Source organism: Pantoea sp. y20, assembly GCF_054903455.1.
On sequence record NZ_CM142816.1, the window covers coordinates 4,181,254 to 4,199,612 of the forward strand.

At 55.7% G+C, this 18,359-nt stretch carries 15 protein-coding genes; 8 read left to right on the plus strand and 7 right to left on the minus strand.

Annotation, left to right across the window (positions count from 1 at the left end):
* The 6 genes from rbsK to ACYAC5_RS19570 all read right to left on the minus strand — a co-directional run bounded on the left by rbsK (window position 1) and on the right by ACYAC5_RS19570 (window position 5,368).
* Window positions 1-930: a ribokinase gene (gene rbsK / locus ACYAC5_RS19545; protein ID WP_309836586.1), complete on the minus strand. Its 930-nt coding sequence runs from the start codon at window positions 928-930 to the stop codon at window positions 1-3.
* 64 nt (window positions 931-994) lie between these two features.
* The gene (rbsB, locus tag ACYAC5_RS19550; RefSeq protein WP_137386809.1) at window positions 995-1,870 is read right to left on the minus strand and encodes a ribose ABC transporter substrate-binding protein RbsB; all 876 of its coding nucleotides are present in this window, start codon (window positions 1,868-1,870) and stop codon (window positions 995-997) included.
* Between the two features lie 26 nt (window positions 1,871-1,896).
* Window positions 1,897-2,868 carry a ribose ABC transporter permease gene (rbsC, locus tag ACYAC5_RS19555; protein ID WP_008106756.1) on the minus strand — a complete coding sequence of 324 codons (972 nt, stop codon included), beginning with the start codon at window positions 2,866-2,868 and terminating at the stop codon, window positions 1,897-1,899.
* Window positions 2,865-4,373: a ribose ABC transporter ATP-binding protein RbsA gene (gene rbsA / locus ACYAC5_RS19560; protein WP_462062161.1), complete on the minus strand. Its 1,509-nt coding sequence runs from the start codon at window positions 4,371-4,373 to the stop codon at window positions 2,865-2,867. Before rbsA ends, rbsC begins: the two co-directional genes overlap by 4 nt.
* Before the next feature lie 7 nt (window positions 4,374-4,380).
* Window positions 4,381-4,800, minus strand: a complete 420-nt coding sequence (rbsD, locus tag ACYAC5_RS19565) for a D-ribose pyranase (RefSeq protein WP_101763922.1) — start codon at window positions 4,798-4,800, stop codon at window positions 4,381-4,383.
* A 172-nt stretch (window positions 4,801-4,972) separates the two neighbouring features.
* The gene (locus ACYAC5_RS19570; RefSeq protein ID WP_176973313.1) at window positions 4,973-5,368 is read right to left on the minus strand and encodes a YgiW/YdeI family stress tolerance OB fold protein; all 396 of its coding nucleotides are present in this window, start codon (window positions 5,366-5,368) and stop codon (window positions 4,973-4,975) included.
* Window positions 5,369-5,548: 180 nt separating this feature from the next.
* Between ACYAC5_RS19570 and qseB the strand changes: the two genes are divergently transcribed.
* Both qseB and qseC read left to right on the plus strand, forming a co-directional pair.
* Window positions 5,549-6,211 carry a quorum sensing response regulator transcription factor QseB gene (qseB, locus tag ACYAC5_RS19575; RefSeq protein WP_137386813.1) on the plus strand — a complete coding sequence of 221 codons (663 nt, stop codon included), beginning with the start codon at window positions 5,549-5,551 and terminating at the stop codon, window positions 6,209-6,211.
* Window positions 6,208-7,539: a quorum sensing histidine kinase QseC gene (gene qseC, locus ACYAC5_RS19580; protein ID WP_222235021.1), complete on the plus strand. Its 1,332-nt coding sequence runs from the start codon at window positions 6,208-6,210 to the stop codon at window positions 7,537-7,539. Before qseB ends, qseC begins: the two co-directional genes overlap by 4 nt.
* An 11-nt stretch (window positions 7,540-7,550) precedes the next feature.
* On the opposite strand, the gene kup is transcribed toward qseC, so the two are convergent.
* Window positions 7,551-9,419, minus strand: a complete 1,869-nt coding sequence (kup, locus tag ACYAC5_RS19585) for a low affinity potassium transporter Kup (RefSeq protein ID WP_101763918.1) — start codon at window positions 9,417-9,419, stop codon at window positions 7,551-7,553.
* A 297-nt stretch (window positions 9,420-9,716) separates the two neighbouring features.
* Between kup and ravA the strand changes: the two genes are divergently transcribed.
* From ravA to mnmG, 6 genes are all read left to right on the plus strand, one after another.
* Window positions 9,717-11,213 carry an ATPase RavA gene (gene ravA, locus ACYAC5_RS19590; RefSeq protein WP_137386815.1) on the plus strand — a complete coding sequence of 499 codons (1,497 nt, stop codon included), beginning with the start codon at window positions 9,717-9,719 and terminating at the stop codon, window positions 11,211-11,213.
* Entirely contained in the window at window positions 11,210-12,670 is a 1,461-nt protein-coding gene (viaA, locus tag ACYAC5_RS19595; RefSeq protein WP_309836578.1) for an ATPase RavA stimulator ViaA, read from the plus strand. Before ravA ends, viaA begins: the two co-directional genes overlap by 4 nt.
* A 67-nt stretch (window positions 12,671-12,737) precedes the next feature.
* The gene (gene ovoA / locus ACYAC5_RS19600) at window positions 12,738-14,864 is read left to right on the plus strand and encodes a 5-histidylcysteine sulfoxide synthase (protein ID WP_462062165.1); all 2,127 of its coding nucleotides are present in this window, start codon (window positions 12,738-12,740) and stop codon (window positions 14,862-14,864) included.
* A gap of 106 nt (window positions 14,865-14,970) precedes the next feature.
* Window positions 14,971-15,432, plus strand: coding sequence for a transcriptional regulator AsnC (asnC, locus tag ACYAC5_RS19605; RefSeq protein ID WP_008106733.1), 462 nt, complete (start codon window positions 14,971-14,973; stop codon window positions 15,430-15,432).
* A 154-nt stretch (window positions 15,433-15,586) separates the two neighbouring features.
* Window positions 15,587-16,027 carry an FMN-binding protein MioC gene (mioC, locus tag ACYAC5_RS19610; protein ID WP_101763915.1) on the plus strand — a complete coding sequence of 147 codons (441 nt, stop codon included), beginning with the start codon at window positions 15,587-15,589 and terminating at the stop codon, window positions 16,025-16,027.
* A gap of 442 nt (window positions 16,028-16,469) precedes the next feature.
* Complete coding sequence (mnmG, locus tag ACYAC5_RS19615) at window positions 16,470-18,359, plus strand: tRNA uridine-5-carboxymethylaminomethyl(34) synthesis enzyme MnmG (protein ID WP_462062166.1); 1,890 nt, start codon at window positions 16,470-16,472, stop codon at window positions 18,357-18,359.

Below are 18,359 nucleotides of genomic sequence, written 5' to 3' on the forward strand. Positions count from 1 at the left end.
TTAGTCCTGTTGTTGCAGGAAGGCGTCAATCTCAGTGCGCCACGGCACTGAGGGCTGCGCGCCCGGACGCGTCACTGCAATCGCAGCGGCGGCATGGGCGAAACGTACAGCATCATGCATCGCCACACCTTCCAGACGTGCGGTAATAAATGCCCCGTTGAAGGTATCGCCCGCTGCGATAGTATCGATGGCCTGCACGCTGAAGCCCGGAATGCGCACGCCGTTGCCTTGCTCACTCAGCCACACACCGCGACGGCCTAGCGTGATCAACACGGTAGCAATACCTTTCGCATGCAATGCCGCAGCAGCACGCGCGGCATCTTCATCGCTCTTCACCGCAATACCGGTGAGAATTTCAGCTTCGGTTTCATTTGGCGTGATGATGTCGATAAGCGCGAGCAGCTCATCAGAGAGCGCCGTGGCCGGTGCGGGATTCAGGATCACTTGCGTCTGCTGCGCGCGAGCAACCTTCGCGGCGGCCAGAACGCTTTCCAGCGGAGATTCCAGCTGCATCAGCAACGCATCAGCATCGGCAATCACCTGCTGATGCTGCGCAACGCGAGCCGGCGTCAGCGCGGCATTGGCACCGGAATAGATGCCGATATTATTTTCGCCTTCGCCATTCACGAAGATCATCGCTACACCGGTCGATTCATCTGCGACAGTTTCAACCGGTGCGGTATCAATGCGGTCTTGCTGCAACTGCTGACGAATACGCTCGCCAATATCATCAGCGCCTACACAGGCAATAAAAGCAATGTCTGCACCGGCACGGCCCGCAGCCACTGCCTGATTGGCCCCTTTGCCGCCAAAAGCAATGTGATACTGTTTCCCGATCACCGTTTCGCCCGGACGTGGAAAATGGGCGAGGTTAAGGATGTGATCGGCATTGATGCTGCCGAGAACGGCCAGTTTTGCGCTTGTGGTCATTGGGATTCATCCAGAAAGATGCGCCACCAGGACGGTGGCGCGTTGCCCTGCTTTTCTTTACTTATTATTTGGTCACCAGCTTCAGGTCAACCGGATTAACCGCCTGCACCTTCTCGCCTTTCAATACTTTATCGGCAGTCTGCACGCCAATCATACCAATCTTGTCTGGCATCTGCGCCACAGTCGCGGTCAGTTTACCCGATTCTACGGCTTTCACACCGTCAGCGGTGCCGTCAAAACCCACCACCAGCACGTCGGTTTTACCCGCGGTTTGCAGCGCACGCAGCGCGCCCAGCGCCATTTCATCGTTCTGAGCGAAGACGGCCTGCACATCCGGATGTCCCTGCAGCAGGTTCTGCATGACGTTCAGACCTTTAGTACGGTCGAAGTCAGCAGGCTGGCTCGCCAGGATGTTGAATTTGTGGGCATCGGCTGCCTGTTTGAAGCCTTCGCCGCGCTCACGCGCCGCAGAGGTACCGGCAATGCCTTGCAGTTCAATAATTTTCGCGCCATCGCCCAGTTTTTTGGCGATGAAGTCACCGGCCATTTTGCCGCCGAAGCGGTTGTCAGAAGCTACGTGGCTCACCACGGTGCCTTGTGCTGCTACGCGGTCCAGCGTGATCACCGGAATATTTGCCTGGTTCGCCATCTTCACGGCGTTACCCACCGCATCAGAATCAGTTGGGTTGATCAGCAGCAGCTTGGTGCCGCGCACTGTCAGATCCTGCACGTTCGCCAGCTCTTTCGCCGGGTTGTTCTGCGAATCCAGCACTACGAGGTTATAACCCAGTTGGTCAGCTTCTTTCTGTGCGCCATCTTTCAGTGACACAAAGAACGGATTATTCAGCGTAGATACCACCAGAGCAATGGTGTCCTTTGCCATCGCGCCAGCACTGAGGGTGGCGCCAAGAATGACGGCCAATGCAGTTAACTTTTTCATTTTTAAATCCTGTGTGAAGGTCAGAGTTATTTACTGCTTTTGTTATCCACCAGCACCGCTAGCAGAATGACGACGGCTTTAACAATCATTTGGTAGTAAGACGATACGCCCATCAGATTCAGGCCGTTATTCAGGAAACCGAGGATCAACGCACCAATCAGCGTGCCCATGATGCGACCTTTACCGCCCGCCAGGCTGGTACCGCCCAGCACCACCGCAGCAATCGCATCCAGTTCATAACCGGTGCCCGCTGTAGGTTGTGCGGAAGAGAGACGCGCCACTTCGATGGTGCCCGCCAATGCCGCCAGCAGGCCGCACAGCGAATAGACGATGATTTTAACGCGATTAACGTTGATGCCCGACAAACGCGTGGCCGCTTCGTTGCCACCCAGCGCATAGATGTAACGACCAAGGCGCGTGTGATGCAGCATGTACCACGCCAGCCCGAACACCGCGACCATCAGCCACACCGGCGTTGGAATGCCCAACGGGCGACCGATACCGAACCAGCCGAACAGATCGGCGTTATCGTTAAAACCGGTATTGATTGGGCTGCCGTTGGTGTAAACCATGGTGACGCCGCGCAGCAGCAACATCATCACCAGCGTGGCGATGAAAGCCTGCACCTTGCCGCGCGCTACAATCACGCCGGTAATACCGCCAATCGCCGCCCCCAGCGCCAGCGAAGCCGCAACGGCCACCAGCGCATTCACCTCTAATCCGACAATCGATGCCGCCACCGCGCCGGTCAGCGCCAGCAGCGATCCCACCGACAGATCAATGCCCGAGGTCAGAATCACCAGCGTCATGCCGACCGCCATAATGGCGTTGACGGATGTCTGCTGCAGAATGTTGAACATGTTGGCCAGCGTGAAGAAGTTCGGGCTCTGGCTGGCAACCACGGCGATCAGCACGATCAATGCAATCAGTGATTTCTGCTCCAGCAGCCAGGCTTTGCTAAACCAACGACGGCTGGCGGGTAAGGTTTGGGTGCTCATACAACTAACTCCTCGCTGTGTTGCTTACCGACTGCCGCCGCCATCAGGGATTCCTGGGTAGCTTGCTCACGGGAAAATTCGCCACTCAGATGGCCTTCATGCATCACCACAATACGATCGCTCATGCCCAGCACTTCCGGCATTTCCGACGACACCAAAATGATGCTCAGCCCTTCGGCTTTAAACTGGTTAATTAACTGATAAATTTCTTTTTTTGCCCCGACATCGACGCCGCGTGTCGGCTCATCAAGAATCAGCACATCGGGGCGCGTCATCAGGCCACGCGCAATCGCCACTTTTTGCTGATTACCGCCAGACAGCAGACCAATCGGTTGCTCCATTGACGGAGTTTTAACGTTGAACAGGCGGATAAAATCGCCCACCGCCAGTTGCTCGTCGCTGTGGCGCAGGTTGCCCGCGCCAGTGCTGAAATAGCGCAGCGCGGTCAGCGACATGTTCTCTTTCACCGACATGCCGAGCACCAGACCATCGCGCTTGCGGTCTTCCGAGATATACACAATGCCGCTGGCGAGGCCATCCTGCGGAGAGCGGGTCACGATCTCGCGGCCGTTCAGCGTCACTTTGCCTTTGCTGCGCGGCAGCGCGCCGTACAGCACTTTCATCAGTTCAGTACGTCCTGCGCCCATCAGACCCGACACGCCAAGGATTTCCCCTTTGCGCAGCGTAAAGCTGACGTTATTAACGCCCGGACCGCTGAGATTTTCCACTTTTAAGCGGATCTCGCCCGGCTGTTGATCGATACGCGGATATTGATCTTCCAGCTTGCGGCCGACCATCATCTCGATCAGGCTCTCTTCGCTGAGATCGCACACCGCGCGTTCGGCAATAAACTGCCCATCGCGGAACACGGTGACGTCATCGCAAATCTCGAAGATCTCTTTCATGCGGTGCGAGATATAGACGATGCCGCAGCCTTGCGCTTTCAGTTCATTGATGACGCGGAACAGCGACAGCGTTTCGGTATCAGTCAGCGCATCGGTCGGTTCATCCATAATGATGACTTTCGACTCGAAGCTGAGCACCTTGGCGATCTCGACCATCTGCTGATCGCCAATCGACAAATCGCCCACCAGCTTGTGGCTGTCGAAACGCAGATTGAGGCGCTTTAATAGCGCATCCGCTTCGGCATACATCTTTTTCCATTCGATGCGGCCAAAGCGGTTAACACATTCGCGGCCAAGGAAGATATTCTCGGCAACAGTCAGCTGCGGAATCAGGTTCAGTTCCTGATGGATAATGCCAATGCCTGCTTCCTGCGACGCTTTCGGGCCAGAGAACGCCACATCCTTACCCAGCCACTGCAGGGAACCGGCATCCATGCTGTAAATGCCGGTCAGCACTTTCATCATGGTGGATTTGCCCGCGCCGTTTTCACCCACCAGCGCCATCACGCGTCCCGGATAAACGGCCAGCGATGCGCCATTCAACGCCTTCACGCCAGGAAACGACTTTTCAATTCCTTTGAGTTGCAATAACGGTTGCATAGCGGCCTCAGAAGGTCACGCCGGCGCTCAGGATGACATTCGCATACGGAGAACACTCTCCGCTGCGAATGACCGCCTGACTACGCTGCGTATGTTGTTTGAATTGTTCATGGCTGGTGTAACGGATGGTGATGACATTCCCCTGGTGCTGTTGCAAGGCTTCGAGCACGGCGAGCAGTGCGCTGTGGAGCTGCGGATTGTGCTGCTTAATCTCCTCCGCCATCAGGGCGCTTTCGACCTGCATCTCCTGCGTGACAACGTCAACTACCTGTAGAAATTCGGGCGTACCCGGCGTTAACGCCAGATCGATGCGCTGTGGACCGGCCGGAATCGGCAAGCCTGCATCTGCAATCGTCAGCGTATCGGTGTGCCCCAGGCGAGCAATCACATGTGAGACTTCAGCGTTTAACAAGCGACCTTTTTTCATTTATTCCACTCCACAGCGAAACGTTTCGCTGATCGGGAGTGTATAAAATGCGCACGGCAACTCAATGGCGGCATCACGGAAATGTGATCGCCATCGAAACGTTTCGCTTGTGCCGGAGAGAATTTGAGTTTGGTGGGATTTTGGAGCCGCTGCTGCGGCCCCGAAGATGGCATTACGGCAGTTTACGTACCTGTTTCACGTCCAGTTCGATGGAGTTGAAATCTTTATCCAGTTCGCCGGTCAGTTCTACCTGATCCTTCGGCGTGATGGTCAAACCGTTCCAGCGTTTATGATCGATTTCAACTTTCATGGTGCCGGTGGCATCACGGAACTGATAATCCTCATCACCGATTTGCTTCTCAAGCGTACCGCGCACGGTAATCCAGCTATCGTCTTTCATCTCTTCGGCCTGTTTCACCGTGACAACGCTGGTGTTATCGGCTTTGAACCCGCCGGACTTCACCTGCGCGGATGGCGCATTGGGATCAACAAAGCCACCTTGCTGAGCGGCAAGAACCGGCGTGGCGGCCAGGGCGACAATCGCTAACAGAGCTGCAGACTTTTTCATAATTCACCTCTTTTCCATGAATGTGTCGGTTTACGGGAGCTATTTCACCATAAGGTTCTTAACAGGATCTTAAGAGAATCCGTTTGGCTAACATTCATGAAAAATAGTCTATTTGCCGGGATTTTCGCTGTACAAGAGCAATTGTGCTTCGTATAACTCCGCTTAACAGAAGGAGAGTTGATGCGCATTTTACTGATTGAAGATGACACGCTGATTGGCGACGGTTTGAAAGTCGGGTTGACCAAACTTGGTTTCAGCGTGGATTGGTTTGTCTCCGGCGAAGCCGGATTTCAGGCGTTGACCGCCGCACCCTGGGACGCGGTGGTGCTGGATCTGTCGCTGCCCGAACGCGATGGTCTGGATATCCTGCGTCAGTGGCGCCAGCAAGGACACGATGTGCCGGTGCTGATTCTCACCGCGCGCGATGCGCTCGATCAGCGCGTACAGGGATTACAACTCGGCGCCGACGATTACCTGTGTAAGCCGTTTGCGTTAACAGAAGTGGCGGCACGCTTGCAGGCGTTGATCCGTCGCCGTCATGGGCAACTACAGCCGGAACTGAAACACGGCAACGTGGTAATGGCGCCCGGCAGCCACAGCGTGCTGTGCGATGGCGAACCCGTTAGCCTGAAAAGCCGCGAACTGGCGCTGCTGGAACTGTTTCTGCGTAATCCTGGCCGCGTGCTGACGCGCAGTCAGCTGGAGGAGAAGCTCTACAGCTGGGATGAAGATGTCTCCAGCAATGCGGTGGAAGTGCACATTCATCATCTGCGCAAGAAACTCGGCAGCCAGTTTATTCGTACCGTACACGGCGTCGGTTATACGCTGGGAGCGGCGGAATGAGTCTGTTTCTGCGCCTCGCCATCGGCTTTGTGCTGCTGATTATAGTGTGCGGCGGCCTGGCCGGCCTCAGCGCCTGGCATCAAACCCGCGATACGGTGAACGAGCTGTTTGATACTCAGCAGATGCTTTTCGCCAAACGGCTGATAGCGCTTGATCCCACCTCACTGCAGGACGTGACGTTGCCGAAAACCAAAGCGATCCTGCGCCATCACCGCGGCGATCAGGATGATGATGCGCTGGCATTTGCCATTTTCAGCGCGGCAGGCCAACCGTTGTTGAACGACGGCGAAAACGGTCGCGATCTGCAATTCGATCATCAGCGCGATGGCTTTGTTGATGGACGACTGCGCGGCGATAAAGACAGCTGGCGCCTGGTGTGGCTCACCTCCGAGGATAAGCGCTATCGCGTGGTGGTCGGGCAAGAATGGGAATACCGCGAAGATATGACGCGCGATCTGGCGCTCAGCAGCCTGCTGCCGTGGCTGATTGCCATGCCCTTTATGTTGCTGCTGCTGCTGGCGCTGGTGTGGTTCGAGCTGCGCCCGTTGAAACGCCTCACGCTTTCCCTGCATCAGCGTGCGCCGGATGATGCCACGCCATTGCCGGACACGCGCTTGCCTAAAGAGGTGAAGCCGCTGGTGGTGGCGCTTAACGGCTTGTTCAGTCGTATGGCGCATCTGGTGCAGCGCGAACGTCGCTTTACCTCCGATGCCGCCCATGAACTGCGCAGCCCGCTGGCGGCGCTGCGCGTGCAGAGTGAAGTGATTCAACTGGCTGATGATGATGAGGCGATGCGCAAACGCGCCATTCAGCAACTGGATAGCGGCATCGTGCGTGCCACGCGTCTGGTGGATCAGCTCTTAACGCTGTCACGCGTGGAAGCCGACGATCTGCGCAGCGAGTTTCAACCGGTGGCGCTGGCGCCGCTGCTGCAAAACCTGCTGGCGGAGCACTTCCCGCAGGCAGAACAACAAAACACCGCTTTGCAGTTCACCAGCCATGCCGAACCGGTGATGAACGGTCATCCGCTGTTGCTGGGGTTGATGGTGCGCAATCTGCTGGATAACGCGCTGCGCTATTCGCCGTCGGGCAGCACTATTGATGTGCAGCTCAATGCCCGCGCCATTACCGTTGATGATAACGGGCCAGGCGTCAGCGATGAGCAGTTGATAAGGTTGGGTGAACGCTTTTGGCGACCGCCAGGACAGGCGCAAACCGGCAGCGGATTAGGGCTTTCCATCGTGAAAAATATTGCCCAGTTGCACGGCGTTCGCTTGCAGTTCAGCCAGCGCGCCAGCGGAGGATTGCGCGTCACCTTGAGTTGGTGACGCGCACAACATTAAATCTCGACCTGGGTTCCCAACTCGATCACGCGGTTCGGTGGGATTTCAAACTGATCCGGCGCGCGTAGCGCATTGCGTTGCAGCGCGAGGAACAGCTTGCCGCGCAGGCGCAGGTACCACGGACGATCGCCGATAATCAGCGATTCATGCGACATAAAGAAGGAGGTTTCCATCATGCGGCAGTTCAGGCCTTCAAGACCGCAACGGTGGAAAATCTCTTCGACGTTTGGCGTTTCGCGCCAGCCGTAACTCGCCACCACGCGCCAGAAGGTCGGCGACAACTGTTCGATGGTCACACGACGGACGTTGTGCACGTAAGGCGCATCTTCCGTACGCAGCGTCAGCAGCACCACGCGCTCATGCAACACTTTGTTGTGCTTGAGGTTATGCAGCATGGCAAACGGAATCACATTCAGCGCACGCGACATATACACCGCGGTGCCCGGCACGCGTACCGGCGGCGATTTCTCCAGCGATGCAATCATCGCTTCCAGTGAATTGCCGTGCTCATGCATGCGACGCAGCAGACGGAAACGCTCGCTTTTCCAGGTAGTCATAATGATGAACATCATCAGCGCCAGCGTCAGCGGCAGCCAACCGCCGGAGAACACTTTGATCAGGTTGGCGGAGAACAGCGACACGTCGATGATCAGCATGGCAATCAGAATCAGCACCACCAGATAGCGGTTCCAGTGCCAGTTTTGAATCGCCACGGTAGAACAGAGAATGGCGGTCAGCACCATGGTGCCGGTGACCGCGATGCCATAAGCCGCCGCTAGATTGCTGGAGTGCTCGAAGCCAACAATCACAATCACCACCGAGAAGTAGAGCAGCCAGTTAATCACCGGAATATAGATCTGCCCGGACTCCTCTTCTGAGGTGTGCACAATGCGCATCGGCGGCAAATAGCCGAGACGCACTGCCTGACGCGTTAATGAGAACACGCCGGAAATCACCGCTTGCGAGGCGATCACTGTGGCTAAGGTGGCGAGAATCAACATCGGGATCAGCATCCAATCCGGCGCAAGCAGGAAGAACGGGTTTTTGATCGCTTCAGGATGTTTGAGCAGCAGCGCGCCCTGACCAAAGTAGTTGAGCACCAGTGAAGGCAGCACCACGATAAACCAGGCGAGACGAATCGGAAATTTACCGAAGTGGCCCATATCGGCATACAGCGCTTCCACGCCGGTAATCGCCAGCACCACCGCGCCCAGCGCGAAGAAAGAGACACTTTTGTATTGAATAAAGAAGTGCAGCGCCCAGTAAGGATTCATGGCGTGCAGCACGTCAGGATTATTAATGATGCTACGCGCACCCAATACGGCGAGGATGATAAACCACAGCAGCATCACCGGCGCGAACAGCTTACCGACAATGCCGGTGCCGTGCTTCTGGATGACAAACAGCAACGTCAGCACCGCAATCGCCAACGGCACGATGTAGGTATCGAGGCTCGGCGCGGCAATTTCCAGACCTTCTATCGCCGATAGCACCGACACCGCTGGCGTGATCACCACTTCCCCGTAGAAGAAGCTGCCGCCGATCAGGCCCATGATCACCAGTATCGCGGTGGCTCTGGCGCCGGTATTTCGTCCGGCCAGCGACATCAGCGTTAAAATCCCGCCTTCACCGGCGTTATCTGCACGCATCACGTAGCTGATGTACTTCAGCGACACCACCAGAATCAGCAGCCAGAAAATCAGCGACAGGAAGCCAAAAACCGCTTCGCGCTCCACGCCAAATCCAAACTGACCAGAGAGGCATTCACGCAATGTATAGAGTGGGCTGGTACCGATATCGCCATACACCACGCCAATTGCCGCCAGCGTGACTGCCCCAAGGGACTGTTTCTTATCCGAGCTCATAAGTTGTCTTTTGTTGGAGCCGGAGGCGCTTGCCTTCCGCTCAAGCCATCAAAAAGCGCACAGTATGCACATATTCCCAAAAAAACCTACTCTTACAAAGTGTCACCATCGCGTCGGTGACGCGGTTTTTCGCCGAAAATAGCGCCAAAAAACCGTTGGAAGCGGCGAGTTTTCTCGCATCAACCTTCTGAAACAAAAAAGCTGACGGCTATCAACGCAATCGCGCATGATAATCAGTAGAGTATTGCGCTCGCCAGACTATGACGGCACCAGTATCAAAAGGATAATGATGTGATTATGGCTCAACCCCATCTTTTGGCAGAAAGAATTTCTCGCCTGAGCAACGCTCTGGAAAAAGGGCTGTATGAACGCCATCATGCGATCCGCCTCTGTTTGCTGGCTGCCTTAAGTGGCGAAAGTGTGTTTCTGCTCGGGCCGCCGGGCATCGCCAAGAGTCTGATTGCCCGCCGATTGAAATATGCCTTCCAGCACGCCCGCGCATTTGAATACCTGATGACCCGTTTTTCCACCCCCGAAGAGGTGTTTGGCCCGCTGTCGATTCAGGCACTAAAAGATGAAGGGCGTTATCAGCGTCTGACCAAAGGTTATCTGCCGGATGCCGAAATAGTCTTCCTCGACGAAATCTGGAAAGCCGGCCCGGCAATTCTTAATACCTTGTTGACTGCCATTAACGAACGCCGCTTCCGCAATGGCGACAGCGAAGAAAAAATCCCAATGCGCCTGCTGGTTACCGCTTCCAACGAATTGCCGGAAGCCGATAGTGGCCTCGAAGCGCTGTATGACCGCATGTTGATTCGCCTGTGGCTGGATAACGTGCATGAGAAGCAGAACTTCCGCAGCATGCTCACCCACCAGCAGGATGAAAACGACAATCCAGTGGCGGAATCGTTGCGCATCAGCGACGAAGAGTATGAGCAGTGGCAGAAAGGCATCAGCCAGGTCAGTTTACCGGATCACGTGTTTGAACTGATCTATCAGCTTCGTCAGCAGTTAGAAACGCTGCCGGACGCGCCGTACATTTCCGATCGTCGCTGGAAGAAAGCCATTCACCTGTTGCAGGCTAGCGCCTTTTACAGCGGTCGCGTGGCCATCGCGCCCATCGACTTAGTGCTGCTGAAAGATTGCCTGTGGCATGACGTGGCGTCGATGAAAATGCTGGATCGCGAAATCGATACGCTGATGTCGCAACATGCGTGGCAGCAACAGGCGCTGCTACATAAGCTGCAGCAGATCAAAGGCCGCCGGCTGGCGCTGCAACAGCAGCAAAGCGTGGCGCAAGCGCTAACGCTGGAGAAACACAGCGGCATGTTCAGCCGCAAACCGCACTACGAATTACCCGCCGCCATCACCGATGATCAACTGACGCTAATGCTGCAACAACCGTTGATGCTGCACGACATGCAGGTGACGCACATTCTGATTGGCCGCGAAGCGCTGGATCAGTGGCTGCTGAAGGGTGGTGAAATCCGTGGCAAGCTGAACGGCATCGGCTTTGGTCAGACGCTGGATATGCTGGTGGATACTCATCACTGTTTGACGCTGCGCGATGTCAGCCTGCAATCCACGCGTCTGACGCTGCCGGGCGCCAGCAGCAGCAGCGAGATGCCGCAGGAGATCGCTGATGAATATGACGCGCTGGAAACCCAGCTGCGCGCGCAGCGCACGCTGTTCAGCCAGCATCAGCGCTGTCTGTTCATTAGCGATGACTGGCTGGCACGCATCGAAACCAGCCTGCAGGATGTCGCGGAACAGCTGAAACAGGCGAGAAAATGATCTCACTGGAGACGCTGAGTGCGCTGTTGTCGATTGGCGAAACCGAGTTAATCGAAGAGCTGATTATCGCGCTGCTCGCCTCACCGCAACTGGCGCTGTTCTTTGAGAAATTTCCCCGCCTGAAACAAGCCATGTTGCGCGATCTGCCGCGCTGGCGATCGGAGATCGCCGAGCAGATCAAAGTCACGCCGGTGCCAGAAGCGCTGGCGCAGGAGTTTCAGCTGTTTCAACAGATGCAGCTACTCAGCACGCAACATTTCACCCAGCAGTTACCCAACATTATGACGCAGCTGAAAAGCCTGCCGTCGCCGTTCATCGAAGAAGCCAGCAAACTGCTGCTGAATGCTGAAAGCGACCAGCTCAGCAACGCGCAACACACCTTGTTCCTGCAACGCTGGCGTCTCAGCCTGACGCTGCAAACGCTGACGCTGAATGAAACCCTTCTGGAAGAGCAGCGCGAACGCTTGATGGCCGAGCTGCAGCAGCGCATGGCGATCAGCGGTCAGCTGGCGCCGATTCTTACCGATGACGATGAAGCTGCCGCCGGACGCCTGTGGGATTTAAGCAAAGCGCCGCTGCAGCACGGCGATTATGAACTGATTGTGCAGTACGGCGATTTCCTCGCCCAGCAGCCGGAATTGATGAAGCTGGCGCAGCAGCTGGGTCGCAGCCGCGAGGCCAAATCGGTGCCGTCGCAGGATGTACCGCTGGAAGCGTTTCACCAGCTGGTGCGCGAACCGGATAACGTACCGGAAGAAGTCAGCGGCATTCATCAAAGCGATGATGTGCTGCGTCTGTTGCCACCTGAGCTGGCGGCATTGAGCATAAGCGAGTTAGAGCTGGAGTTTTATCGGCGCTTAGTCGAGAAACGCTTGCTGACTTATCGTCTGCAGGGCGATGCGTGGCACGAAAAAGTCACCATGAGTCCGGCCAGCCACCAGCAGCATGAGGAGCAACCGCGCGGCCCGTTTATCGTTTGCGTTGATACGTCCGGATCGATGGGCGGTTTCAATGAGCGCTGCGCCAAAGCCTTTTGCCTGGCGCTGCTGAAAGTGGCGCTGGCGGATAAGCGCCGCTGCTATATCATGCTGTTTGCTCATGAAGTGATCGGTTATGAACTCACCGCTGATAACGGCATTGAGCAGGCGATCCGTTTCCTCAGCCAGCGTTTTCGCGGCGGTACCGATCTCGCGGCCTGCCTTGCGGCGGTGGTGAAACGCATGGAAGGCAGCGCGTGGCAGGAAGCGGATGCGGTGATCGTTTCGGATTTTATTGCCCAGCGTTTGCCGGACGACATCGTCAGCACCATTAAGCAGCGTCAGCGCCAACATCAACAGCGCTTCCACGCGGTAGCAATGTCGCTGCATGGCAAACCCGGCATTCTGCGCATCTTCGATCACATCTGGCGCTTCGATACCGGCCTGAAAAGCCGTCTGCTGCGCCGCTGGCAGCGCTAATTCATCTGGCGGAAATGCTAATTTGCTATATTGATAAGTTCGAGCATTTAGCAAACTGGAGCACCTTGTGACGACCGTCCAACTTCCCGCACCGACCCGTACGCTGAAACTTTCCGGCCAACACTCCGAACAAAAACGGGCCGAGCTGCTGGCGTACTTCACCCAAACCTGGGAACTGTATGAAAGCTTGTTTGATTGCCTGGCGGACGAGCGCGCCTGGTTTAACAAAGCCATTTCGCTGCGCCATCCGCTGATCTTCTATTTTGGTCACACCGCAACCTTCTACATTAATAAGCTGATGGCAGGCCGCTACCTCGATCAACGCGTTGACGATCGTATTGAGGCGATGATGGCGATCGGCGTGGATGAGATGAGCTGGGACGATCTCAACGACAGCCATTACGACTGGCCGACCATCGCAGAAGTGCGCGACTATCGTGGCAAAGTGAAAAGCCTGGTGAGTGAGTTTATTCGCACCATGCCGCTGGAACTGCCGATCGACTGGGACAGCCCGGCGTGGGTGATTTTGATGGGCATCGAACACGAACGTATTCATCTGGAAACCTCCAGCGTGCTGATGCGCCAGTTGCCGATTGAATGGGTTAAGCCGCAGCCGCACTGGCCAGTTTGCCCGCAGGCGCGTCACGATCGTCAATCGGTACCGGAAAATTCTCTGATCGCGATGCCCGGCGGCCGTGTGCAGCAGGGCAAAACCGACGACACTTATGGCTGGGATAACGAATACGGTAGCCAGCAAACCGAACTGAAGCCGTTTAAGGCCAGTAAAATGCTGGTCAGCAATGCCGAGTTTTATCGTTTTATTGCGGCGGACGGTTATAACGATCGCCGCTGGTGGGATGACGAAGGTTGGGGCTGGCGTGAATTTTCCGGTGCGCAGATGCCGACATTCTGGGTCGGTGACGAAAAGCTGCCCGATCAGCTAAAACTGCGCGTGCTGGCCGAAGAAGTGGCGATGCCGTGGGATTGGCCGGCGGAAGTGAATCAACTGGAAGCCGCCGCGTTCTGTCGCTGGCTGGCGGAAGAGACCGGTAAATCTGTTCAGCTTCCCTGCGAAGCCGAATGGGCGCAGCTGCGTGAGCAAGTTGGCGGCGATCAGCCGGACTGGACTGAAGCGCCGGGCAACATCAATCTGGCATACTGGGCTTCCTCCAGCCCGGTCGATCGCTTCGCACAAGGTGAGTTTTACGACATCGTCGGCAACGTCTGGCAGTGGACCACGACGCCAACCAACGGTTTCGAAGGCTTTAAGGTGCATCCGCTCTACGACGATTTCTCCACACCAACCTTTGATGGCAAACATGCGCTGATCAAAGGTGGCAGCTGGATTTCCACCGGCAATGAAGCGCTGAAGTCTGCGCGTTACGCCTTCCGTCGTCACTTCTTCCAGCACGCCGGTTTCCGCTATGTCGTTTCTTCCCATGAAGAGAGCATGACGCTCAATCCTTATGAAACCGACAGCATGGTGTCGCAGTATCTCGATTTCCAGTACGGACCGAGCTACTACAACGTACCCAACTACGCGGCTGCGCTGGTGGAAAAACTGCTGCCGCACTCTACTGCGCGGGGTCAGGCGCTGGACATCGGCTGCGCCACCGGGCGGGCCAGCTTTGAACTGGCGCGACACTTCGAGGCAGTAACGGGCATGGATTACTCGGCGCGCTTTATTGATGTTGCGCTGCAGCTGACCTCCGGTGAGGATTTCCGCTATGTGGTGCCTGAAGAGGGCGATCTGGTGGAGTATCGTCAGGTGCGGCTGAAAGAGTTTGGTCTGGAAGCTGAGCAAGCGCAGCGTATTCAGTTTGTGCAGGGCGATGCCTGTAACCTGAAGCCGCAGCCGGACCGTTACGATCTGGTGCTGGCCTCTAACCTGATCGATCGTCTGCGTCAGCCAAAACGTTTCCTGCAGGATGTCACGCCGATGATCCGCGCCGGTGGTTTGCTGGTGCTGTCATCGCCGTATACCTGGCTGGAAGATTTCACGCCGAAAGAGAACTGGCTGGGCGGTGTTCGCGAAAATGGTGAAGCGCTGACAACCTATCAGGCGCTGCAGCGTCTGTTACGTGATGCCTTTGACGAAGTGGCACCGCCGCAGGATGTACCCTTTGTGATCCGCGAAACGGCGCGCAAATTCCAGCACACGCAGGCGCAAGTGACCTTCTGGCGTAAGCGCTAAAAAGCAGGCAGACAACGGCATGGCTGTTGTCTGCACCTTGCCTGCACCGCTAATTTGCTGCACATTCTCCTCTATTCATAGAAGAAGAACTCAACGAGGATGGACAATGGCGGAACACCTTCAGCTGGATAACCTGGATCGCGGCATTCTGAATGCGCTGCTACAGAATGCGCGTACCGCCTATGCCGAGCTCGCCAAGCAGTTCAACGTCAGCCCCGGCACCATTCATGTGCGGGTGGAGAAGATGCGTCAGGCGGGCATTATTTTGGGCACGCGCGTGGAGATCGATCCGCGTCAGCTCGGCTTCGATGTGTGTTGCTTTATCGGCATTATCCTTAAAAGCGCGCGCGATTATCCGGCGGCTCTGAGCAAACTCGACGCGCTGGATGAAGTGGTGGAAGCCTGGTACACCACCGGTCATTACAGCATCTTTATCAAAGTGATGTGCCGATCAATCGATGCCTTGCAACAGGTGTTGATCAATAAGATCCAGACCATCGACGAAATTCAGTCCACCGAAACCCTGATCTCCCTGCAAAACCCGATCATGCGCACCATTAAGCCGTGATCCCTCTCTAATCTGTGCACAAACTTATCCCCGGCAGATCGCGCGTATAGCGCGACTTGCCGCCTGATGCTTTCTACTGTTAACCCTGTTTTCCACAGGTGGATCACGGCTTGATCACAGCGTACAATGCTCGCCTTTAGTGCGGGAGAGCATCATGGCCGATATTACGTTAATCAGTGGAAGTACCCTTGGCAGCGCCGAATATGTTGCTGAACATCTGGAAGAAAAACTGCAGGAAGCGGGCTTCTCAACCGAGGTGCTGCATGGCCCAGAGCTGGATGAGCTGCTACCGGAAGGGATTTGGCTGATCGTTACCTCCACGCACGGTGCCGGTGAACTGCCTGATAATTTGCTTCCTTTATATGAAGCACTGCAGGAAACAAAACCGGACCTCTCTGGCTTACGTTATGGCGCAGTCGGCATCGGTAATCATGAATACGATCTTTTCTGCGGCGCGATCAAGCTGCTGGAAGAGCAATTGAACCAACTGGGCGCCAAACGCATTGGCGATCGACTGGAGATCGACGTGCTGGAGCATGAGATCCCGGAAGACGCGGCCGAAGTGTGGGTCGCCACATGGAAAACGCAGATTTAAAACGATCTTTAGTGGCTGGGGATCGGGAAAATAGAATGATCCCCAGTTGATTGCGCTGTTTTTTTACCTTAAACCCGCGATCGACTGTGGATAACATGGCCTGTTTCATGCGTATAACCAGTAGTTATCCAAATAACAACGTCTGTTTCTTTTTTAGGCTGTGCATAAGTAGCCATTTTGATCCCAGCTTATACGGATCAGGATCACCGATCATTCACAGCTAATGATCCTCGCTAATTTGCTGTTTAGCCTGAATTTTTTGGGGTTATCAACAGCCGGATGCGATCCTAATAGTAGATCTAACAGAAAGATCATATAAAAGACTTAAGATCCTTTCTTTTAAACCTCGGGATCCCGCGACTTTCGCCGCCGACATTATTTCAGTAGAATCCACCGCCCAGGGCAACGATCCCTGTCCGAAACACTAACGAGGACCCACTTCATGTTTTATCCAGATCCTTTTGACGTCATCGTAATCGGTGGTGGTCATGCGGGCACAGAGGCCGCGATGGCCGCAGCCCGAATGGGTCAGCAAACCCTGTTACTCACCCATAACATTGATACGCTTGGACAAATGTCCTGTAACCCGGCGATCGGTGGCATCGGGAAAGGACATCTGGTGAAGGAAGTGGATGCCTTAGGCGGTTTGATGGCCACGGCAATTGACCAGGCAGGCATCCAGTTTAGGATACTAAACGCGAGTAAAGGCCCCGCTGTTCGCGCCACACGTGCTCAGGCTGACCGTGTACTGTATCGCCAGGCGGTACGCACCGCATTAGAGAACCAGCCAAACCTGATGATCTTCCAGCAGGCGGTTGACGATCTGATTGTGGAAAACGATCGTGTCGTCGGTGCTGTGACGCAAATGGGCCTGAAGTTCCGCGCCAAAACCGTGGTGCTGACCGTCGGGACCTTCCTTGATGGCAAAATCCACATCGGGCTGGATAACTACAGCGGTGGCCGTGCAGGCGATCCGCCATCAATCCCATTGGCAAAACGCCTGCGTGCACTGCCGCTGCGCGTAAACCGTCTGAAAACCGGTACGCCGCCACGTATCGACGCACGCTCGATTGATTTTTCGGTGCTAACACCGCAGCACGGTGATCATCCGATGCCGGTGTTCTCGTTCATGGGCAAGGTTTCACAGCATCCACAACAAGTGCCATGCTGGATCACCTACACCAACGAACAGACGCATGACGTGATTCGCAACAACCTCGATCGTAGCCCGATGTATGCCGGGATCATCGAAGGTATTGGTCCACGTTATTGCCCATCGATCGAAGACAAAGTGATGCGCTTTGCCGATCGTAATGCGCACCAGATCTTCCTGGAGCCGGAAGGCCTGACCAGCAACGAGATCTACCCGAATGGTATCTCCACCAGCCTGCCGTTTGACGTACAGATGCAGATTGTACGTTCGATGAAAGGACTGGAAAACGCGAAGATCATCCGTCCGGGTTACGCCATCGAGTATGATTTCTTCGATCCACGCGATCTCAAACCGACGCTGGAAAGCAAATTTATCCACGGCCTGTTCTTTGCCGGCCAGATCAACGGCACCACTGGCTACGAAGAAGCGGCAGCGCAAGGTTTGCTGGCCGGCCTCAACGCAGCACGCGCTTCCGCCGATAAAGAGGGCTGGGCGCCACGTCGCGATCAGGCTTACCTTGGTGTGCTGGTTGATGATCTGTGTACGTTGGGCACGAAAGAGCCGTACCGCATGTTTACATCACGCGCTGAATACCGCCTGATGCTGCGCGAAGACAACGCCGATCTACGTTTGACCGAAGCCGGTCGCGAGCTCGGTCTGGTTGATGATGCCCGCTGGGCGCGCTACAACCAGAAACTGGAGGCGATTGAGCAGGAGCGTCAACGCCTGCGCGATCTGTGGGTGCATCCAAAATCGGATAACGTGGCGGAAGTGAACGCGGTGATCAGTGCGCCGCTCACCAAAGAAGCCAGCGGTGAAGATCTGCTGCGTCGTCCAGAGATGACCTATCCGCTGCTGACGTCACTCGCCAGCTACGGTCCGGCACTGTCAGATGAGCAAGCTGCTGAGCAGGTGGAGATTCAGGTGAAATACGAAGGGTACATTGCGCGTCAGCAGGAAGAGATTGATCGCCAGCTGCGCAATGAAAACACCTTGTTGCCTGTCGAGCTCGACTATCATCAGGTAAATGGCTTGTCGAATGAAGTGATCGCCAAACTCAACGATCACAAACCGACTTCCATCGGCCAGGCTTCTCGTATTTCGGGCATCACGCCTGCGGCCATCTCAATTCTGCTGATTTACCTGAAAAAACAGGGCTTGCTGCGTAAAAGCGCCTGA